Genomic DNA, 22,906 nt, shown 5'->3' on the forward strand with positions numbered 1-22,906 from the left:
CACGTCGGCCCGGAAGCGGGTCATTTCGTTCTGCACGGTCGCGCGTTTCGGTCGAATCTGCACCCGGGAAATAGCGGGAAAACGGCTGCGCAACGCCGCGAAGAAGGCGGGCTCGACCGCCATTTCCTGTTCGGTTTGCAGCGCTTCACGCACGCGGCGGCGCAGTCCGGCGGCCCCGAGGGTCTCGCCGGCGCGGAACAGTTGCACCGATGCGTGAAAAGCCTCCAGCAACGGCCGCAGACGCACGTCTCCCAGAAAAATCGCCCCGCCCGGTTTAATCACGCGCAGTGCACCCTCGATCACCGTCATCAAATAGTTGATACCGGGAAAATACTGCACCACGGAGCAAAGCATCACGACGTCGTAACTGGCCGGGGCGATGTCGGTGAAGTCATGGGCTTGCTGGGCGCGCAGTTCGAGCCCGCCGTAACCCGACCGATCGCGGGTCAGTTCTCGTAACTGCTCGATCGCGACCGTGGAGAGATCACAAGCGAGGTAGTGTTCACAATCGCGAGCCAACGGAAACATCAGCAGACCGGTGCCGGCCCCGATCTCAAGAATACGACGGGGGCGAAGTTCGCGGACGCGCGCCACCGTGTGGTCCACGTATTCGCGCATTTCGGTTTCGGAGAGTGGCTCGCGGGTGTAGTTGCTGTCCCAGCCGATGACGTTGAAAGTAGGATCGTTATCGGCGTAGGTAAGGGAGTCGCTGTAGCTGTCCTCGTGCAGGTCCTGCCAGAGCGACACTTGGTCATCCTGCAATTGCTGCAGTTTGGCGTGCAGTTCGCCGGACGCGTCGTCAGGGGTGATCCAGGCCACGAGCCGGTTCTCGCCGCGGTCATCGGCTTCGATCTTTACCACGGTTTCGGCCACTCCGGAGTGTTGACCGAGCATGCTCTCGATTTCCCCGAGTTCGATGCGGAAGCCGCGCAACTTCACTTGTTGATCGAGTCGTCCGAGCATTTCCAGGCTGCCATCCGGCAACCAACGTCCGAGGTCGCCGGTGCGGTATAGCGTGGTGCCACGGCGATTCTCATCGAACGGATTGGGGACGAAAGCGGCCCGGGTTTTTTCCGGATTGCGCCAATAGCCCGCGCCGACGCCGACCCCGGAAACGCAGATCTCGCCCGGCACACCGACGGGCACGAGTTGTAGATCGTCGTCGAGCACGTAAAGGGTGAGATTGGGCAGTGTGCGTCCGATCGGGACAGACGTGCTCTGCGGAGGCAACGGGGCGGTGAGCAGCGCCTGGCAAATGTCGTCGGCGGCTTCGGTGGGTCCGTAGGCATTGGCCAGCGGGATCTGCGGGTAGACCTCGAACCACTGGTTGATCAACGCGACCGGCACGGCTTCGCCCGTGACCATGCCGCAAACCATGGCGGGAAGCACGCGCTCCGCCGCGGGCAAGGCCGCCACATGATCCAACAGCGCCTTCAGCACCACGGGCACAAACTCAAAAAGGGTGATGTGCTCGGCCCGCATCAGGGCGAACAGGCGCGGTGCCTCGCAGACCACTTCGAAATCAGCAATGACGGTGCGACCGCCAATCAATAACGGTGCCAGGAATTGCCAAACCGAGATGTCGGAGGAAGAGGGAGCACTTTGCAGGAAAGCGTTGTCGGCGGTGAACTTCAGCTCCTGAAACTGGCCGTAGATATGATTGATCGCGCCATTGTGGCGGATGATTGCCCCCTTGGGTCGTCCGGTGGAGCCCGAGGTGTAAAGCATGTAAGCCGCGTCCGTCGGATCACCTGCGACGGCGGGATCACTGGTGGGTGCTGTCGTCCACGCCGGGGCGGGACGATCAAACAATACGACGTGACGCAGGGCGCTCTGCGCCTCGGCGGGGCGGCAACGATCTATAATCGACGTGCGGGACAACAGTGTGGTCACGGCGCTGTCGGCGATCATGTGTTGAACACGATCGGCCGGATAGCCGGGATCGATGGGGATGAAGGCCGCACCCGCTTTCAGGATGCCGACCAATCCCACGAGGAAGTCCAAGCCCCGATCATCGAGCACACCGACGAACTGCCCGCGATCCACGCCGAGGCTGCGCAAGTGATGCGCGAGTTGATTGGATCGCCGATCGAGCGCCGCGTAGGTCAAGGATTCGCCGCGGTGGCGGCCGGCGATGCGGTCCGGCGTGGCGGTGGCTTGGGCGGTGATGAGCTGCTGCAGGGTGCGGTCGTCGGGATACGTCATCGCGACGTCGTTGAAGGTATCCAGAATTAGAGCACGTTCGGTGTTCGGCAACCACGGCAACCGCGCCACCGGGGTGTCGGGTGCTTCCACGGCGGCCTGCAGCAAGGTCGCGAAATGTCCGGCGGTGCGCGCAACCGTCGCGGCGTCAAACAGGTCGGTGGAGAACTCCAGCACGCATTTGAGGCCGTCGGCGGTTTCCCAGACATCCAGCACCAGGTCGAACTGCGCGGAGATGCGTTCGGCGGCGAGGTCGGTGATGGTCAGGTCGGGAAGTTTGCGGGCCTGGGACGGGGTGTTGTGCAGCGCGAACATGACCTGGAAGATCGGGTTGCGGCTGAGGTCGCGTTCGGGTTGCAGTTCGTCGACGAGGCGTTCGAAGGGCAGGTCCTGATGCGCATAGGCATCGAGCGCGGTGTGTCGGGTGCGTTCGATCAGCGTGCGAAACGAAGGTTGCCCGGAGAGGTCGTTGCGCAATACCAACGTGTTTACGAAGAAACCGATGAGCGGTTCGACCTCGGCGCGATGTCGATTGGCGATGGGGGTGCCGATGAGCACGTCCTCCTGACGAGCCATGCGACCCAACAGGACCGCGAACCCGGCTTCGAGCGTCATGAACAACGTGGCGCCCGTGGTCCGGCTCAAATCGGTGAGCGCAGTGGTGAGGGCGGCGTCGATTTGAAAGGCGTGGCTGCCCCCGCGGTAACTCTGCACCGCTGGCCGTGGACGATCGCCATGCAGGGCCAGCACGGGGGGGGCGTCCGCCAACTGGGTTTTCCAATAATGGAGTTGAGTGTCGAACACCGCGCCGGTGAGCCAACTTCGTTGCCAAATCGCGTAGTCGGCGTAGTGCAGGGCGAGCTCGGTGAGCGGCGTTTGGGCGGCACCGGTGAAGGCCGCGTAGTAGTCGCCCATTTCCCGTGTGAGCACGCCCATGGACCAGCCGTCGGAGACGATGTGGTGCATCGTCATGAGCAAAATGTGGTGATCCTCACTCAATCTCAGCACCACGACCCGCAACAGCGGGCCCTGGGCCAGGTCAAAGGGCTGGCGCGCCTCGGTGGCGATGGCGCGTTGCACGAGGGCGGGCTGAGACGCGAAGGGCGAGCGGGAAAGGTCTTCCAGTCCCACCGGCACGGAGAGTGTCGGCAGAATGACTTGGGTCGGATGTCCGTCCGAAGCGCGAAAAACGGTGCGCAGAGATTCGTGACGTTCGACCAGGGTGGCGACCACGCGGCGCGCCGCCTCCACCTCGAATCGGCCCTTCAGTTCCAATGCCGCCGGCATGTTGTAGAACGGATTGCCGGGTTCGAGTTGGTTGAGGAACCAGAGCCTTTCCTGGGCAAACGACAACGGCACGGTCGCTGGTCGCACTTCGGCTCGCAAGGGAGGGACAACCGGGATGTCGAGAGCGCGGGCTTGGTCAATCCGATGGGCCAGATCACGCAGGAGGGGGGCCTCGAAAATGGAGCGAAGCGGCAGTTCGACGGAAAACGTTTCACGGATTCGACTGACCAATTGCGTCGCCAGCAGGGAGTGACCGCCGCGCAGGAAGAAATCATCCGCGGACCCGATCTGTTCGACCCCGAGCAGGCGCGACCACAAGTGCGCCAGAATCTCTTCGGTGGCATTGCGAAGCGCGGGGTTGCCCGCTTCATCGACCGCATCGATTTCGGGCCCCGGAAGAGCAGCTCGATCCACTTTGCCGTTCGACGTAAGCGGCAGCGATGGCAGGGAGACCAACACGGCCGGCACCAGGTGGGCGGGCAGGCGCGCGGTCAGTTCCGCCCGCACGGTTGCGACGTCGACGGCGGGAGCGACATAGCCGACCAGACGTTTGCCGGTGGGGCCGTCCTGCACCACCACTGCCGCCGTGGTGATCCCGGCGACCGCCGCCAGCATGGCTTCGACTTCCCCGGGCTCGATCCGATGACCGAGGATTTTTACCTGACGGTCCATCCGTCCCAGAAATTCCAATGTTCCGTCCTCTCGCCAGCGCACGCGGTCGCCGGTCCGGTAAACGCGTTCGCCGGCCAGCGTGGTAAACGCCGTGGCGGTGAGCTCCGGTTGGCCAATGTAGCCCCGGGCGAGGCCCTGGCCGCCGGTCACGAGTTCGCCGGGGACGCCCACAGGGCAGGGACGGTTGGCGGCATCGACGACGTGCACCGAGGTGTGAGGTATGGGCCGACCGATGGGGATCGATCCCCCGTCGAGGTCAGCGACCGTGATCGTATGGCAACACGTAAATGTGGTATTCTCCGTCGGACCGTAGCCGTTGATGAGCGTGGTTTCGGGCAGGGCCTGCAATGCCTTGCGCATGTGACTCACACTGAGCACGTCGCCACCGGCAAGCAGTTGTCGCACGCCGCGCAAATCATCGAGGCGTTCGTCGACCATGAGATGAAACAGCCCGGCGGTCAGCCACAGGGTGGTCACCTTTTCTTCCCGCACCACGCGTCCGATATCCTCCAGCGTGGGTGTGCCGGGAGGCATGATGACTAGTCGTCCACCCTGCAGGAGCGGTCCCCAGAGTTCCAGGGTGGAGGCATCGAAGGCGATGGGAGCCATCAACAAAAACACTTCCGCGGGACCGAAGTGCATGAATCCGTCGTCGCTCACCAGGCGCAGGACGGCGCGATGGGGCACCGCGACGCCTTTGGGCTTGCCGGTCGACCCGGAGGTGAAGCTCACGTAGGCCAGCTGTTCGGGCGCCACACCGACGTCGCCGGGCATGGTCGTTGGAGCCTGGTTGATTTCGTCCGCCAAGGTTTCTAAATCAATGACTCGCCCGTGTGTCGGAAGTCGTTCGCGGAGATGATTGGTGGTAAGCACCAACTCGCATGCAGCGGTCCGCAACATGAGTTCAAGACGGTGCGCCGGGTAGGTTGGGTCGAGGGCGAGATAGGCTCCGCCGGCCTTGAGAATTCCGAGCAGAGCCACCACGAGTTCGATCGAGCGGTCGAGGCACAGGCCGACGGAATGATCAGTATCCACACCATGGGCACGCAATACATGCGCGAGTTGATTGGATCGTTGGTCGAGCTCGGCGTAGGTCAGCGCGGTGCCGCCCATGGTCAGCGCGGTGGCCTGCGGTGTGGCGATCGCCCGACCAGCGAACGCGTCTCCGATCGATTTTTCCGGGTGGCGCGTCGCGGGGCCGTGGCGCCAAGTGGCGATCCGCGCATGTTCCGCCGGATTGGCCAGCGGTAGTTCGGCCAGAGGAGCGGAAGGCCGCGCCACGAGGTTTTGCAGGGCGGAGACGTAGTGCCGGGCCAGCCGTTCGATGGAACTATGCTGGAAGAGCTCGCTGGCGTATTCAATGCGCCCGGTGAGTCCCGCCGTCGTCTCCTCGAACACGAGCGTGAGATCATACTTGCTGGTGGCGGTGTCGACTTCGACGCGCTCCACCTCGAGGTCCGGCAATTGCAATGCGCCGAGCGGTGTGTTCTGCAGCACGAACATCAACTGAAACAACGGTGTGTAGGCGAGCGAGCGGTCGGGCTGGAGCTCCTGCACGAGTTTCTCGAACGGCACATCCGAGGCTGAAAGTGCCTCGAGGGTCGCATGACGCACGCGAGCGAAGGCCTCGGCTCCGGTGGTCGCGGTTGAGAGGTCTATACGCAGCGGCAAGGCATTGACAAAGAAACCGATGAGGGGTTCGAGCTCAGCGCGATTGCGATTGGCGGCCGGCGTGCCGATGATGAGATCGTCACGGTCACTCCACCGCTGCACCACGGCGGAGAAACCGGTCAGCAGGGCCATATAAAGTGATCCGCCGGCGGCCCCGGCCAGATCACGAAGCGCTCGGGTAGTGGGAAGATCGACGACGAAGGCATGCGTGGCGCCGACGGAGCTGCGACGGGCCGGACGCGGACGATCGAGAGGGAGGGGAGGCGTAAAGTCCGCCCCTTGCAGACGTTCGCGCCACGGGGCGATTTTGGCGTCGAGCACCTCGCCGGAAAGTTGTCCATTTTGCCAATCGGCGAAGTCGGCGTAGTGAATCGCCAGTTCCGGCAGCACTGCGCTGGGATCGGAATAGTATTGGGCGAACTCTTTGACCAGCACGCCCAGCGACCAACCGTCGGACACGATGTGGTGAAACGTCAGTTGCAGCACGTGCTCCGCTGGACCGATTTTCCAGAGCACCGCCCGCCACAAAGGACCGGAGACCAGATCAAACGGACGACGCGCTTCGGTCGAAAGTTGAGCGGCCAAATCGTGTTCCGCCGCCGGAGTGGCGGTGCGCCCATCTGGCGGGATACTCGATGCATGAATGACCTGCATGACCCGGCCGTTTTCCTCCGTGAAGGTCGTGCGTAACGTTTCATGACGAACGGTTAATTGCCGCAGGGCATCGGCCACGGCGTCGGTATTCACCTTCCCTCGCAACCTGACGGCCAAGGGGATGTGATACACGGGATCGCCCGGTTCCATTCGATCGAGAAACCACAACCGGGATTGAGCAAACGAGGCGGGCGCGATGGTCGCGTCCGTCGGAGATTCGGGAAGAGAATTGATCACGATTCGGTTAGCGCAGCGGGGGCGGCGACACGACGCGCCGCCCGCGGGATAGCGGTCGGGGAGTCGGTCGCCGAAGCGGTGACCGACGAACGAGCTGAGGTGATCACTGTGGCCAGAGCAGCGACGGAGGGAGATTCGAAGACGTGGCGCAGGGGGATTTCGACGTGGAAGCGTTCGCGGAGGCGGGAAACAAGCTGGGCGGCGAGCAGAGAGTGTCCGCCCAGCTCAAAGAAGTGATGGTCCCGGCCGACGTTTTCGACTGACAACAACGCGGCAAAAGTGTCGGCGAGGAAGCACTCGACGTCACCGACCGGAGGCGAAAATACGGGGCCGGAAGCCGTGAGCGACTCGGCGGGGTCGGGGAGGGCCCGACGATCAATTTTGCCGTTGACGGTCACGGGCATGGTTTCGAGCAGCACGAACGTGTTCGGCACCATGTAGTCGGGCAATGTATCCGCGACATGGTGACGTAATGCCGCGGTCGTCACGGCCGTTTTGGCCACCAAGTAGGAGACCAGCTCCGTGGTGCCGTCTTTCCGGTCGCGGGCCACGACTTCAGCGGCGGTCACGGCGGGATGTTGCAGCAGTCGGGTTTGAATTTCCCCCAATTCCACGCGGAAGCCCCGCACCTGCACTTGATCGTCAATTCGACCGAGATGAAGCATGGTGCCGTCGGCCTGCAATCGACCGAGATCGCCGGAACGGTAAAGGCGCTGACCCGGCTCATAGGGATGAGCGATGAATTTTTCGCGCGTCAGTTCCTCGCGACGGAGATAGCCGCGCGCCAAGCCTTCCCCGCCGACACAGATCTCGCCAGGCACGCCGAGCGGCACGAGTTGCGAGCGCTCGTCCATGATCAGGGTGGTGGTGGTCGGAATCGGGCGACCAATGATGGGACGGTTCTCGGCGATGTCATCAGGCGTGATGCGGTGATAGGTGACGTGCACGGTGGTCTCGGTGATCCCATACATGTTGATGAGATCGACGTCGGGATACGCGGCCGCGAAATCACGGAGGTGTAGCGGGGCCAGGGCTTCGCCCCCGAAAATGACTAGGCGCAGCGCCAGCGCCGGGTGCTGCCGCCGAGCGAGTTCCGCGCTGAGTTGGCGGAACGCGCTGGGGGTTTGGTTGAGAATCGTTACTCCCTGGGTCGCCAAGAGGGTGGCGAAGGCGGCGGGATCGCGCGCGGTATCGGCGGGCACAATCACCAGGCGGCCGCCGAACAGGAGGGCCCCATACATTTCCCAAACCGAAAAATCGAAGCAAGCGGAGTGAAACAGCGTCCAAACATCGCTGGCTTGAAAATCGAAGGCGCTGCGATCGTTGCATAACAGCCGCACGACTTGGCGATGCTCGATCAACGCTCCCTTGGGTCGGCCGGTGGAGCCGGAAGTATAGATGCAATAGGCGAGGTGCGCCGGGCGGGATGCAACCTCCGGTGCCGTGGTGGCGAGCGCTGAAAGTTGTTCGGCCTGGCGGTCGAGTAATGTAATCGCGGATACGGATGCGGGCGGACGAATACGTTCGGCCAACGTTTCGGTCGTGATGAGATGACGCACTGCGGCGTCCTCCAACGTGAACGTGATGCGGTCGAGCGGGTGGTCGGGATCGAGCGGCAGGTAACCCGCCCCGGCCTTCAGCACACCGAGCAGTGCGATGATCAGCGCGGGCGAGCGATCGAGGGCGACGGCCACGAGTTGATTGGGCGCGACCAATTGCGATTGAAGGTGATGGGCCAGCTGGTTGGCACGCTGATCCAGCTCACGGTAGGTAAGTTGAACATCGCCACAGGTCAGAGCGGTGTGATCGGGATGGGCGGCGATTTGGGCGGCGAAGAGTGAAGCGAGGGTTTCATCGCGCGGCGCGGCGGCGGCGGAGTCATTGAAGGCATGGCGAAGCTGTTGTTTTTCCGCGTCATCCAACAGCGGCAGCTCGGCAATACCGGTGGTCGGGGCCGCCGCGACCGCTTGCGCCAAGCGTTCCAAATGACGGGCAAGCTGCGTGACGAAACCTTCGTCGTGCAGATCGGTGTTATAGGTCAACGTGCCTGCGATGGTTTCGTCGGCTTGGATTTGAAGATGAAGCGCGAGGTCGTATTTGCCCTGACCGAGATTGAGGTCGAGCATGTGCCCGGAGCCGAGCTCCGCACCGAGCTCGAACGCGGGCAGAGGCGTTTCATCCACGGTGGCCAGCACATCGAACAGGGCGGTGCGGCTCATATCCTTGGCGGGGTTGAGCGCGCGGACCAACGAGTCGAAGGGCATTTCCTGATGCTCCAGAGCGTCGGACAAGGTGTGGGCGAATACGGTGAGGAAATCCGTCCAGGCGGGGTTGCCCGCCAACTGACTGCGGAGCACCACGAGGTTCGCGACGGGTCCCATCAATCCCGCCGTGCCGGGTGGGCGGCGATTGGGGGCGGAGGTGCCGATGACGATTTCATCCTGCCGGGCGTAACGGTGCAGCAGGACCGTGAACAAAGCCAACGCGACGGCGGACAACGTCGTTTGCCGGGAGGTTGCCATTGTGCGCAGGATGGCGGTCGTGGCGGCCGACCAAGTAAAGGTGTGCCGCGCTCCGGTGAAGGTGTGCACGGCCACGCGCGGTCGCGCGGTGGGCAACTCGAGCGGGGGGATGCGTCCGCGCAGTTGCCACTTCCAGTGAAACAACAACGGCTCCATGGCGTCGGGGGGGAGTTCCCGCTGCCATTCGACGTAGTCCGGGTAGTGAAAATCTGGAGACACCGGGGCGGCGCCGCCCAGCGCCCCCCCAATTTCCTCGGCCAAGAAGCGCAGCGTGGGGCGGTCGGCAATCACGTGATGCAAAGTGATCAGCCACCAATAATCAGGATTACAGTCACCACACCGCACGAACTCACTTCGCAGCAACGGTTGCCGGTCGAGCTGGAACGGCACGAGGTTGGCCGCGACCAAATGCGCGATCACGGACGCCTCAGAGGTATCGCGCTCCAACGTGGTCTCTTGCCAAGGAAAGGTGCTTTCCGGCGCGATGGTTTGGGTGGCGGGAACCGCCCGTTCGACGATGCGGGTGCGCAGCACCTCATGACGGCTGACAATTCGTTCCAGTGCGGCCCGAGCCATGGCTGCGGGAATGTTGCCTTTCCCCCGGATGACTAACGGAAGATTATGGTATACAGGAGGATGAGGATATACCTGTCCGCGTTCAAAGTGATCGATGAACCAGATTCTTTCCTGATGGGGGGATAACTTTAGCTCCATACCGATGAGGGGTTAAGAGTCTGTCGAACGAGAGCGCCGGCTGCCAAGTCCAGGCAGCACAAAAGATGCCTCCATTTTCAACGAACCGAGGGGGGCATCCGGCGTTTGGGTGGCGTGGGTGAGGAAAGTCACTAATCGGCGGGTGAGACGATCAACGGTGCCGACGTCAAACAGGTCGGTATTGTAGAGAAAATATCCGGACAGATGATCGTCCTGTTCCCACAAATACAGGTCCAGGTCGGAACGGGCGGGCCCGTTGGTCGGTTCCCAGGCTTCGATCGACCAACCGGCGGGAGCAGCTGGCATGGGCGTGCGGTTTTGAAACACCAACATGGCTTGAAACAGCGGGGAACGAGCAGGGTCACGGGGAGGGGCCACGGTTTCGACGATTTGGGAAAACGGCAGGTCCTGATGGGCGTAGGCCGCGAGCAAAGTCTCGCGCGTCTGTCGCATGAGCGCGCTGAAGCTGGCGGCGTGACCTGGGGCGAGGCGCAGCGGCAACGGATTTACAAAATAGCCGATCAACGGTTCCAGATCCGCCTGCTTGCGACCGGCGGTCGGGCTGCCAATCACCACTTCATCTTGCGCGGCGTGGCGGGCGAGCACCGCGGCGTAGCCTGCGAGCACCGTCATGAAGAGCGAGGCGTCATGGCGGCGACCCAGTTGGGAGATGGCGGCCGTGAGTTCGGCGTCGATGACGACTGCTTGCCGACGACCGGTGAACGTTTGGCGGGTCGGGCGAGGACGATCCGTGGATAGCGCAAGCGGTGCGGATAGCGGTGTCATTTGCTCGCGCCAGAAGGTTTCGAGCGTGGCGCGACGGGGACCGTCCATTGACCGTCGCTGCCAGTGAGCGAAGTCGGCATATTGCACCGCAAGGGCCGGCAGCTCCTGCTCGGCGTAGGCCGCCAGCATTTCCGCGAAGAAGTTGCGGGAAGACCAGCCGTCGAAAACAATGTGATGCACCACGATCATCAGACTGTGATCGGACTCTCCGTGTCGCACCAATCGGGCGCGCAGCAATGGCGGCTGGGCGAGATCGAACGGTGTGCCCACGAGCGTCGCGGCCAGGTCAGTCAGTGCATTGGCGCGGGTGGTGTCGGGTTGATCGGACCAGTCCAGCACAGGCAGTTTCCAATCCAGTTCTTCGACCGCCATGATGCGCTGCACCGGGTTGCCCGCTTGCTCAACGAAGGCCGTGCGCAACACTTCGTGACGCGATGCGACGTGACGAAGCGCGGCGGCGAGCCGTTCGGGTTGAAGCGGACCGCGAATGCGTTGCGCCCCAAATTCGTTGTAGTGGACACTGCCTCCGGCCATGCGGTCGAGCAACCACAGGGATTCTTGGGCAAATGACAGTGGCGCGGTGTGGTCGGGGTGCTTCCGGGGAGAGAGCGGGGGCGGGGCGCTTGATTCCACGGCGTTGCCGTCGATCAGTTCGGCCAAACCATGAATGGTGGGGTGTTCGAAAAAGGCCGCCAGCGTGACCGGGCTGGACGTGCGGTCGCGCAATCGGGCGATGACTTGGGTCGCCAGCAAGGAATGTCCGCCCAAATCGAAAAAGTTGTCCTGAACCCCCACCGGCTCGATGCCCAGCAACTCGCTCCAAATGGTCGCCAAACGTGTTTCGGTTGCGCTGGTGGGACTCGTGAATGCGGTGGGGAGGTTGGGACGGGGATGACGTGTGGGCGGCTTTCCAGTCACGGTGGCCGCGGGAGCGGAAGCCTCCAACGGCGTAACCTGGCGGCCCTCCAATGCATGAGTGGCGATCAATACATGGGGCTCGCGTTGAGCGATCGCGATGCGCAGCACGTTTACGCCGTCGACGGGCTTGATCATCCACGATCGACGCTCGGCATACCAGGTCGCCAAGGCCGGCTGTGTGCTGAGCCGCGCAGCCATGCCCACTTCGTCCCACGTATCCCACGCCAAGCTGATGATCGGCCGATCCTCGGTGTGATGGGCCACGGCGAAGGCATCGAGAAACGCGTTGGCCGCAGCGTAGTCGGCTTGTCCGAACTCACCGAGACGGGCGGAGAGCGACGACATCAAAACCAACCCATGGGAAAGGTCGCCCCCCCAGATTTTCCACAACGCGATCGTGCCTTGCACCTTGGGCGCCAGAACTGCTGCGGAGTTCGCAGCGGTGCTGCGCAGGAGGGTGCCGCTTGAGGGCTGTCCGGCGGCATGAATGAGGCGGGTGCATTTCACGCCTCGGGCGATGAGATCATCGTGAAGCGCCGCGAGAGCCGATGTCTCGGTGACGTCGATCGCGTGATACTCCACGGTTGCGCCCTGGGCGCGAAGGGTGGCGATTTTCGATCGGTTCGACTCGTTGAGGGGGGAGCGTCCCATCAGAACCAACGAGGCGTCGGCTTGCGCGGCCATTGATTGGGCCACGGCGAAGCCAAGGCCGCCCAGCCCCCCCGTGATCAAGGTGGGAGCTGCCGTCGGCGTGGAGATCGGCTCCGGTGCCGGCAGTGCATTGACGGCTTCGGTCCATCGTCGTCCGCCACGCCAGAGCACGACGGCACCGCCGTCGTCAGACCTCGCTTCATCGAGCAAGGCGACAACCATTGCCGGGGTGAGGGGCGTGGACGCGATCAGATCGACGATACGGGTATCACAACCGGAGACTTCACGTGGCAATACGCGGGCGGGTCCGAGTAACAGAGATTTTTCAGGTTGGATCGCCTGCTCCCCCGCCAAGGCCGCCAGTCCGGTCGTCACGATCAGCAAACGGCTAGCGGAAACGGGATCGCGCGCTGCGAGTTGGGCGGCCAGTGCGCGGAGATTTTCGAATCCCCCGGTGCCGCCAGCGTCGGACTCCGTGCCGCGCAAATCAATAATCCAGCGGGCGGAGCCGGGTTCTCCCACGGCCGCTCCTGCGGCCTGCAAATGGTCATGAAATGCGTCGCGCCACGATGCCGTGCCACCGACAATCGCCCATGCTCCGTCCGTGACGGCCGCGATGGGACGCGGTGCGCCGGTGCGTTGCCATGAGGGCAGGTGCAACCATTCTGCCGGAGCTCGGGGCGCAGTCGAATCGCCGGATGAGGCGATGGCCGCATCGATCCAATAGACGTCACCTCCAAATGGATACGTGGGCAACGGCACGCGGCGTCGGGTCTCTCCGGCATAAAACTGGTGCCAGTCGACCGCGCCACCGGTGCACCAGAGTTGACCCAGGGCGGGCAACAGGCTCGCCGCGGTGGCAGGCGGGGGCAGCGACGCCACGACCCGGTGCGAGTCATTCCAGTCAGCATGGCGACGGACGAGTCCCGTGGCGGTGCGCCCCGGACCTACTTCGAGGAAGACCGTGGGACCTTGGGCGAGCAACGTTTCTACTCCGTCGGAAAACCGCACGGGCTCCCGCAGTTGGCGCGCCCAATAACCGGGTGAGATGGCTTCGTCGTCGGTAATCCACGTGCCGGTGACATTGGATATCCACGGACGGGACGGACGGTGCAGCGTGATCCGCCGCAGAGCCGCTTCAAGGGCATCCGCCGCTGGCTGCATGGCGGCGGAATGGAAGGCGTGTGACGTGCGCAAACGCAAAGCCGTGACCCCTTGTGCTTGCAGCCGGGTCGCGTGGGCCTCGATTGAATCGGTTGGTCCGCTCAGCACGGTTTGATCGGGCGCGTTGACGGCGGCGATGGTGAGGCCGGCTGGTAGATTTTCCCGGATCGCCGTCTCAGCGAGATTGACCGCGAGCATGGCGCCGGCGGGCTGCGCCTCCATCGTGCGACCGCGTAGTGCGACCAGGGACAAGGCGTCTTCGACGCTGAACACTCCGGCCAGACAAGCGGCCACCCATTCGCCGATACTGTGCCCGAGCATGACCGTGGGCTCAACGCCCAGCGCCAACCAGCGTTGGGCCAGCGCGTGCGAAACCAGAAAGAGGGCGGGTTGCGTGATCGAAGTGCGGGTCAGGGTCGCGGCGGCTGCGGTATCGTCGGGTGAACCCAGCAACAGCGGGCGGATGTCCCGTCCGTTCAAATGGGGTTGCAATGTCATCGCGCCGCGATCGATGACGGCTCGGAACTCCGGGTCCTGATCGTAGAGTCCCGCTGCCATGCCCGGCGTCTGCGCCCCTTGACCGGGAAATAGAAATGCCACCGATCGAGGTCGGTCGGCGTGATCGCGGGAAATCTCCTGCGCGGAGGCCACGCAGGCCCCGACGAGCGCGGCGCGGGCCGAAAAGGCCTTGCGACCCGTGGCGAGCGTAAACGCCGCATCGCGGGCATGCCCATCCAGAGGAAACGCGGGCAACGCGGAGGCCAGTTCGTCGCGGCCTTCGGCGGTGCGGGCGGAGACGACAAATAATTGAGAGGAAACGGGCGTGTCGCGGTTGGTTGGCGAAGCGACCGACGGCGCCTCCTCCAGCACCATGTGCACGTTGGTCCCGCCGATCCCGAACGAACTCACTCCGGCGCGTCGTGTTTGGTGGGAAGGGGCGCTCCAGTCTGCCAGGTTGGTCGCGACCCGGAAAGGTGAGCGGGGGAAATCAATCTGGGGATTGGCGCGACGATAATGCAGGGTCGGAAAGAATGTGCGTTCGCGCAGTGTCAGCACGGTTTTGATGAATCCCGCGATCCCGGCCGCCGCGTCCAGATGCCCCACATTCGTCTTCACAGCTCCCAATGCGCAAAAGCCGGTGCGTTTGGTGCCACGTCGGAACGCTTTGGTCAAAGCCGCCACTTCCAGTGGGTCGCCCAGTTTGGTGCCAGTGCCATGGGTTTCGACGTAGCCGATGTCGTCGGGGTCAACCTCGGCCACGGCCAGCGCTTCGGCAATGACCGTGGCTTGGCCGTCCAGACCGGGTGCGGTGTAGCCTACCTTGGCGGCGCCATCGTTGTTGATCGCGGAACCGCGCACGATGGCGTGAATGCTGTCACCGTCGGCGATGGCATCGCTGGCGCGCTTCAGGAGCACCGCCCCGACGCCGTTGCCTCCCACCGTGCCGGATGCGTCGGCATCGAAAGCGCGGCAATGGCCGTCGGCCGACAGGATCATGCCTTCCTGATGCAGGTAGCCGGTGGTTTGAGGCACGCGGATTGAGACCCCGCCGGCGAGAGCCACTTCGCTTTCCCCGGAGAGTAGGCTTTGGCAAGCGAGGTGAACCGCGACGAGCGAGGTCGAACACGCGGTCTGCACAGTCAGGCCGGGACCGGTGAGGTTGAGTTTGTAGGCGACGCGGGTGGCGAGGTGATCCTTGTCATTCGCGATCATCACCTGGAATTCGCCGGCCGAAGCGATGGCGGCGGGATTGGCTGCGATTTGGTGCAGCAAGTAGGTGTTGAGTCCGGATCCGGCAAAGACTCCACACGGGCCGGTCAGCTGTGTCGGGTCATAACCGGCGTGCTCGACGGCGGTCCAAGCGGTCTCGAGAAAGGCGCGTTGTTGGATGTCCAACAGCTCTGCTTCACGCGGAGTGTAGCCAAAGAACGCGGCATCGAACCGGCCGGGTTCCGGCAGCACGGCGTTGGCGCGCACGTAGTCGGGACGGTTGACCAGCTTGGGGTCGAGGCCGGCCGCGATGAGTTCTTCGACGGTAAAATGCGTGATGCCTTCGCGGCCCGAGCGCAACAGGTCCAAAAACGCAGCGAGGTCCGGGGCACCCGGGAAACGGCATGCCATGCCGATGACGGCAATGTCCTGATCGCGAGGGGAGCGTGTGGTGTCGGCGGCGGAACTCATTCCAAAGCGCGGGCGGCGCGTCGACGCGCTCGTTGGTCTCGCAAGGGATCACGACGCGGCGCAGAAAGGCGTGAATTGGCGGGTTCAGGTGGGGAGGAATCGCCGGTCAACGCGTCGAGACGTTGGGCCAGTGAGCGGATGGTCGAGTATTGAAAAAGCTCCACGAGCTGAAGGTCGGGCGTGCCCTCCGACTGCAAGCGGGCATGCAGTCGACCGAGGTGCAGGGAGTGTCCGCCCAAATCGAAGAAATTGTCCTCCGGTCCGAAGCGGTCATGGCCCAGTAACTCGCGCCAGTGCGCGGCCAACCGTTGTTCGGAAGGTGATGCCGGACCGCCCTGGTCTCCGCGGCGTGAAATCGGTGCGGCGAATTCCGGGGTCGAGGCGGGCAACGCGCGGCGGTCGAGCTTGCCATTGGGCGAAAGCGGCAACCGCGGCAAAACCACGAAGGCAGCGGGAACCATGTAGTCGGGAAGTTTTTCCCGCAGCGCCCGCCGTAGTTCGTTGACTTCGGGTGGGTGGGCGGAATCGGTCGCGACCACGTAGGCGGTCAGGCGCGGATCGCCCGGTTGGTCTTCCCGGAGTATCACCGCCGCTTCGCGAATCGTGGTCTGGGCGGTCAGGACGGATTCGATCTCGCCGAGCTCGATGCGAAATCCCCGCAGCTTCACTTGGCCATCGATGCGTCCCAGGTAGTCGAGCGCACCGTCGGATCGCCACCGCACCAAATCGCCCGTGCGATAAAGTCGCGCCTGCGCAGAAGTCGAAAAGGGATTCGGTATGAGTTTTTCCGCATTCAAGTCCGGGCGATTGTGATACCCGCGCATCAGTTGCACTCCGCCGAGATGGAGTTCACCGGCTACGCCGATGGGCACCGGAGCTCCGCACGAATCCAGAACGTAAACTTGCGTGCGAGCGACCGGGCGTCCGATGGGCACCGGGCCGGGCACCGCATCACGATGGCACGCCCAATAGGTGACGTCGACGGCCGCCTCGGTGGGGCCGTAAAGATTGTGGAGTTCCGCCGAGGAGTGGCGCGCGAAGAAACGCGGCGGTAGATCGGCTGGCATGGCTTCCCCTGAACAAATGACGCGCCGAAGCGATGCACAGTCTTCGATGCCGGATGCTTCGGTGAACAGCTGCAGCATCGACGGCACGAAGTGCAGGGTGGTTACCCTTTCGCGCCGGATCAGGTCGACGAGATAGGCCGGGTCCTGGTGTCCTCCGGGGCGCGCTACGACCAGACGGGCGCCGGTGAGCAGGGGCCAAAAAAACTCCCACACCGAGACATCAAAACTGAAAGGGGTTTTTTGCATCACCACGTCGTCGTGGCCCAGCGGATACTCCGCCTGCATCCACCGCAGTCGATTCACGATGGCGCGATGAGTGTTGAGCGCTCCCTTGGGCCGACCGGTTGAGCCGGAGGTGTAAATCAAATACGCCGCCCGGTCCGGGGTGAGGTCGGAGGGAAGCGCAGGGCCCGACGATTTTGCGGCGGAATCGGCGGTGGATTGGTCCAATACCAATACCTGCGCGCCCCGGGCGGTCCACGCGTCGGCCAGCGCGTTGGTGGTGAGCACGAGTTGCACCCCGGAGTCCGCGTGCATGAACGCCAGGCGTTCCTCGGGATACGAGGGGTCGAGAGGGACGTAGGCTCCCCCGGCGAGGACGGTGCCGAGCAAGGCGACGACCAGTTCGACGGAACGCTCGGCACATACGCCGACCAACCCATCCGGGCGCACTCCGGCGGTCTGGAGGGCATGGGCGAGTCGGCCCGCTTGGGCATGCAGCTCGCGGTAGCTCAGCGTGGTGTCGCCAAACGTCAGGGCGGGGGCATTGGGGGTCCGTTCGGCTTGAGCCAACAGGAGCTCGGCCAAGGTATGTTCGCAGGAAAATTCCGGGGCGGTGTGGTTCCAAGTTTCGGTCACCAGCGTGCGCTCGGCGGCATCGAGCATCTCGAGTTGGTCGATGGTGGTTTCCGGACGAGTGACGATCGCTTCGAGCAAAGTGCGGAACCGAGTCGCGAACCGGGTGGCGGTTTCGGCGGTGAACAAGGCGGTGTTGTATTTGAGGCTGCCACCTCCACCGGCGAAAACTTCCAGCGTGAGCTCGAACTGTCCTTCCATCTGGGCCAACGGAAACTCCGCGATGGTGAGGTCGCCGCACGGGACCTCACCGGATGTCGTGATGTCGGCGCGTTCCTGGGGCTTTTGAAACACGAAGAGATTCTGAAACAGGGCGGGGCGACGGGGATCGCGGGACAGTTTCAATTTTTCGACCAGTAACGGCAAGGGGAAGTCCGCGTGCGCGAGCGCGGCCAAGCTGGTGCGGCGGGTGGCGGCCAGCAGATCAAGGAATGTCTGCTCAGGTCGGAGCGTGGTGCGAAAAGGCACCGGGTTGACGAAGTAGCCCGCGACGCGGGTGAATCCGGGCTGACTACGACCAGCGGTGGGAGAACCCACGATGATGTCGTCCTGTCCCGTGTGACGATGCAGCCACACTTGCCAGGCGGTGAGTAGCAGATTGAACGCGGTGGTGCCCTGAGATTGGGCGAGTGCTTGCAACCGGTCGAACAGCGACGTCGGCAGGGCGAGAGGCACCGATGCACCGCGCGGGGTGAGGACGGCGGGTCGCACATGGTCGGTGGGTAATGCGAGCACCGGCAAAGGTCCCGCGAGGGTGCGTTCCCAAAAAGCCCAGGCGGCCGCCCCCTCGGCGCCGTCGAGGTAGTCGTTTTGCCACGCGACGAAATCGCCGTAGGTGGTCGTCAACGGCGCGAGCTCCGCGGGCGTTCCGTGCGAAGCTTCGGCGTAAAGGCGGGTGAACTCATCAAGCAACAGCCAGTTGGTCCAGGCGTCGGTGACGATGTGGTGAATCGTGCACAACAGCACGGCCTCATTGTCGCCAGAGTTTAGATACACACTCACGCGCAGCAAGGTGTCCTGGGCGAGGTCGAACGGACGATTGTAGTCGCTGGCGACGGCCTGGGTGAGTTGATCGGCCGTCCAGCCGTCGGCATCGATCAACTCGAAGGCGGGCGTGGCGACGGGGGCAGACTCGACGGTGGGCACGCCCTCCCGCCGGGGGAACCGGGCGCGCAGCTGGGGGTGGCGTCGGAGAAGTTGAGTGAAGATTTGTTGCAGGCGCGGCGCTTGCACGGCACCCCGCAAACGCAGGGCAAAGGCCGTGTTGTAAGCCGCACTCGCCGGATCGGTCTGGTGCAAAAACCAAAGCGCGGACTGACCTTGCGAGAGGGCGGGGTGCTCCGGGACCCGGGCTGCATCGGTCGATGTAGCTTCGATCCGCTGCGCCAAGATTGCCGCGAGTTTGCCGAGAGGAGTGTCATCCAGAAAAACCACGGCGGCGACATCAATGCCGGTGCCCTGTTGCACGGCGTGACGCAGTTCCACCGCCATGAGGGAATCCAGCCCCTGCAAGGTAAGCGCACGATCATCCGCCAGTCGGTCGGGATCGACTCGCAGAATCCGGGCGACTTCACGGCGCAGTAACGTCGGCAACTGGGCGCGGATTTCGGCGGGATCGGTGAGTTTGGCGGACGTAGCAACCGGGACGTGGGCGGCGGCGCTCGCCGGTCGCAGGTTGTCGAGCAACGGTATGGCGGCGCCGGAGGGCAGTTGTCCGAAGAACCGGGTCCAGTTGATCGGCAAGACGGTGGCTGTCGACGTGTGCGAGGTGATGAGGCGTTCGAGCAGCGCGAACCCCTGCCGCGGCTCGATGTTGCAGATACCTCGCGCCGCGTAACGATCGCCGACGGCGGCGCCGAGCCCTACCGACCACGGTCCCCAGGCCACCACGAGGTGCCGCCGAGCCGGTGGTTTGAACGCATCGAGCCACGCGTTGGCCGCCGCATAGTTGGCTTGGCCGGGAGTGCCGAGCACGGCGGCGGAAGAAGAAAATGTAATCCAAAATTCCAGTTCCGCCGCGGACAACGCGGGGGCGAGCAACGACGCGGCCACGGTTTTGGCCGCAGCGACGGAGCGAAAGGATTCGGGGCTTTGGCTCGCGATGGATGCGTCCGCAATGGTCCCCGCCGCGTGGATCACGCCCCCGATCGTCGGCGTAATCGTGGCGAGTTGGGCGACGTCGTTCGGCAGGCATAAATCGAGTGAAGGGGTGAATACGGTGATCCCGTCTTTGCGCCATTGTTCGATTTCGGCGGCGGCATCGGCCGACGGGGACCGACGGCCCACGAGAGCGAGATGGCGTGCTCCGTGATGAATCAGCCAGGCGGCGGCGAGGCGTCCCAGTCCGCCCAATCCGCCCGTAATCAAATAGGTGCGGTCGGGGGATAAAGCGAAGGAGTCACCACCATTGCCGTTGTCCCGCCATGGTTGCAGGCGCGGAACGTAACGACCGGTGGCCCGGTGAAGAATCTGGTTCTCCCGACCGGCCGCACCCAGTTCGGCGATCAGCCGGGACGGACTGAATGCTTCGGCCCCAATCAAGCGCACGGGAAGGGGGGCAAGTTCGGATTGAGCGACGCGGGCCAGGCCCCACACCGCTGCTGCCGCGGGATGAACGGCGGGATCTCCCGTCAGAATCCACACCGGCGTCGTCGTGGTGCTGAGTGCTTGCAAGGTGGTGAGCGTGGGGCCGACCGTCTTGGCGGTATCGGGAGTGTCGGACGCTTCGGCTTGCACCACGACGCCAGCCCAGTTGCCCGGGGAGTAAGCGGTGGCGGCGGTAAGGTCGGCTCCCGCTTGTTCGAATGCGGCCACGAGTGCATCGGTGGAGACGGATTCCGGCGCCACGAGCAACCAGTTGCCCGATAATTTTGTGGTCGGGGTTTCAGCGTCGAGCGGTGCGGGAATGGCCTCGATGGTGTAAATCCAGTCAAGCGGCACGACCGGTTCACTTTGCTGGCGCAGCACTTGGGCGGAGGCCCGTTGTAAACGCATTCCCGTGAGTTTGGCGACCAGGCGATTGTGAGCGTCGTGCAGGGTGAAGGAAACGTTGGCACCATCAGCGTCGACTTGTGAGGACGCGTGCAGAGTGAGTTCAGCATGACCTTCGATGGCATCGCTGACGATCTGCCAGGATGCGATACTGACCGGGAGGTATACCTCCTCGCTGGAGTCTTCCTGACCGAACGATTTACCGGCGGCCTGAAAGCAGGCATCAATCAATGCCGGATGGAGCGAATCAGCCGCCGCAGCGCCGTGGTGTAATGCTCCGGGGAGTTGCACGACGGCAACCACTTCGCCGACGGCCGGCCACAGAGCTCGAACGCCTTGGAAGCAGGGACCGTAGTCCAACCCCCGCGCACGGTAGTCCGCATAAAAATCCGCGGAAAGATCCCCGGTGGCAGGCGGTCGCGCTGGCATCGGTTCGTCGCCCGTGGCGTCAGGTTCGTGCGTGACTCGGCCGGTGAAATGACTGGTCCATGGCCCGCGAGATCCGACGCGGGCAAAGATCTCCACGGCACCATCAGGCCGCAAGACACCTTGCAGAATCCAACGGGTTCGGGCCGGAATCATGAGCGCTCGACTCAAGTGGCCGTCGCGTAACCCGGGCTTTCCACTCGCGGCCCCGATGCGTCGGGCGAGCTCCAGCCACGCTGCGGCCGGGAAGACGACGTTCCCAAAAACCTTGTGATCCTGCAGCCACGCGGGTGATTGAGTCGTGAGCGCCAACTCCCAGTGCGCGTCGTCGGTGCCGGGCACCTCGATGCGACGGAGCGGGAAGTCCTCCGGCACCAGTTCTTCCGGTTCACAAGGGACGGGCAGGGGAAAGTATTGGCGTTGATAGCCGGGATCGCCGCCATGGAGGCCACGATCCGGGTCGGCGGGGGCCCGCGGGCCTTCCTCGATGACCACGTGCACATTGGTTCCACTGAAGCCAAACGCACTCAGTCCCGCCCGACGCGGACGATCATGACGGGGCCACGGCGTGAGTTTTGTCGGGACGACTATACGATCTCCCTGCCAATCGATCTGTGGTGAGGGGGTGTCGAAGTGAAGATGCGGCGGCAGTGCTTCGTGGTGGAGGGCGAGGATGGTTTTGATGAATCCGGCCATACCGGCGGCAGATTCGAGGTGACCCAGATTGGTTTTCACCGAACCCAATCGCAGAGGGCATGCGGTGGTGCGGCCGGAGGCAAATACGCGACCGAGCGCGCCGACTTCGATCGGATCACCCAATGACGTGCCGGTGCCATGGGCTTCAATGTAGTCGATGTCGGATGGCTGCAGTCCGGCTCGAGTAAGGGCGTCCCGGAGTAGTTGTTCCTGGGCGGGACCGTGCGGAACGGTGAGCCCACTGCTGGGGCCGTCCTGATTGATCGCTGATCCGCGCACGACGGCGAGGATGGCGTCACCGTCTCGTTCGGCGTCGCTCAGTCGTTTCAAGACGACGGCTCCGCAACCTTCGCCGCGGACCATGCCATCGGCGGCGGCATCGAACGTGCGAGCTCGGCCGGTGGGTGAAAGCACTTGCCCGCGCGACAGCGCGATATGACCCCAAGGTGAAAGCAAGGCGTTAACCCCGGCGGCGACCGCGCTATCGCATTCCCGGGTGCGCAGGCTGTGGCAGGCGAGATGAAGGGCGGTGAGGGATGACGAGCAAGCCGTGTCGACCGCGAGGGTGGGGCCGTGCAGGCCACAGACAAAGGCGATGCGTCCGGCGGCCGTGTTGAGGGCGTTGCCGGTAAGATGGTAGGTATCGAGCGCAGCATCGCCATCGGCGTTGTGCTGGAGTGAACCGTATTCCGTGCTGGTAATGCCGAGGAAGACACCGGTGTTGCGACGAGCTCTGCGGTCCGGGGACTGTCCCGCGGCGGTCAGTGCCTCGTGGGTGACCTCGAGCAACAGTCGATGTTGTGGATCCATTCGAGCGGCTTCGCGGGGGGAAATGCCGAAAAACACGGGATCAAATTGCTCCAGATCAGTCAGGAAGCCGCCATGGCGGGAAACGGAACGAGCCGGGATATCCGAGGATGCGGCGCGAAACGCCTCCGCATCCCAACGGTGGGTCGGAACTGTCGTGACCGCGTCACGTCCTTCGCGCAGCAGTTCCCAAAATGCGGCCGGAGAATCTGCCCCCCCGGGAAACCGACAGCCGATTCCCACTACGGCAATTGGTTCGTGGATCGACCGGCGCTGAGCTTCCAAACGCGCCTCCAAGGTCTCAATCGCCTGCAACGCACGGCGAAGCGGACTGGCGGAAGAGCTGGAGGATGAAGGGGGGGGCATCGAGGAAGCGGCTACCGTAATTGAGGCAAACGCCTAACA

General features: G+C 63.8%; 4 protein-coding genes (1 of these 4 only partly in view). All 4 read right to left on the reverse strand.

Going from position 1 to position 22,906, the window contains the following annotated elements:
* Tightly spaced (at most 12 nt apart), the 4 genes in view from PXH66_RS02450 to PXH66_RS02465 form a layout consistent with a single transcriptional unit that may run on beyond the window.
* Nucleotides 1-6,723: the 5' portion of an amino acid adenylation domain-containing protein gene (locus tag PXH66_RS02450; protein WP_330930238.1), read on the reverse strand. The gene continues 4,200 nt to the left of window position 1, outside the view; only the first 6,723 of its 10,923 coding nucleotides appear in the window; the start codon lies at nucleotides 6,721-6,723; the stop codon falls past the left edge of the window.
* On the reverse strand, nucleotides 6,720-9,959 hold the full coding sequence (locus PXH66_RS02455; protein WP_330930239.1) for a non-ribosomal peptide synthetase: 3,240 nt from the start codon (nucleotides 9,957-9,959) through the stop codon (nucleotides 6,720-6,722). The genes PXH66_RS02450 and PXH66_RS02455 overlap by 4 nt, the downstream gene beginning before the upstream one ends.
* A gap of 12 nt (nucleotides 9,960-9,971) precedes the next feature.
* On the reverse strand, nucleotides 9,972-15,659 hold the full coding sequence (locus PXH66_RS02460) for an SDR family NAD(P)-dependent oxidoreductase (protein WP_330930240.1): 5,688 nt from the start codon (nucleotides 15,657-15,659) through the stop codon (nucleotides 9,972-9,974).
* Nucleotides 15,656-22,867, reverse strand: coding sequence for an amino acid adenylation domain-containing protein (locus tag PXH66_RS02465; protein ID WP_330930241.1), 7,212 nt, complete (start codon nucleotides 22,865-22,867; stop codon nucleotides 15,656-15,658). The genes PXH66_RS02460 and PXH66_RS02465 overlap by 4 nt, the downstream gene beginning before the upstream one ends.
* Nucleotides 22,868-22,906 lie beyond the last annotated feature (39 nt).

Origin of the sequence: Synoicihabitans lomoniglobus, assembly GCF_029023725.1 — a bacterium.
Classification (GTDB): Bacteria; Verrucomicrobiota; Verrucomicrobiia; order Opitutales; family Opitutaceae; genus Actomonas; species Actomonas lomonigloba.

Bases quoted from the DNA above. Each gene is read 5' to 3' on its own strand.
- PXH66_RS02465 (WP_330930241.1), bottom strand. From the start codon at position 22,867: ATGCCCCCCCCTTCATCCTCCAGCTCTTCCGCCAGTCCGCTTCGCCGT.
- PXH66_RS02455 (WP_330930239.1), bottom strand. From the start codon at position 9,959: ATGGAGCTAAAGTTATCCCCCCATCAGGAAAGAATCTGGTTCATCGAT.
- PXH66_RS02460 (WP_330930240.1), bottom strand. From the start codon at position 15,659: ATGAGTTCCGCCGCCGACACCACACGCTCCCCTCGCGATCAGGACATT.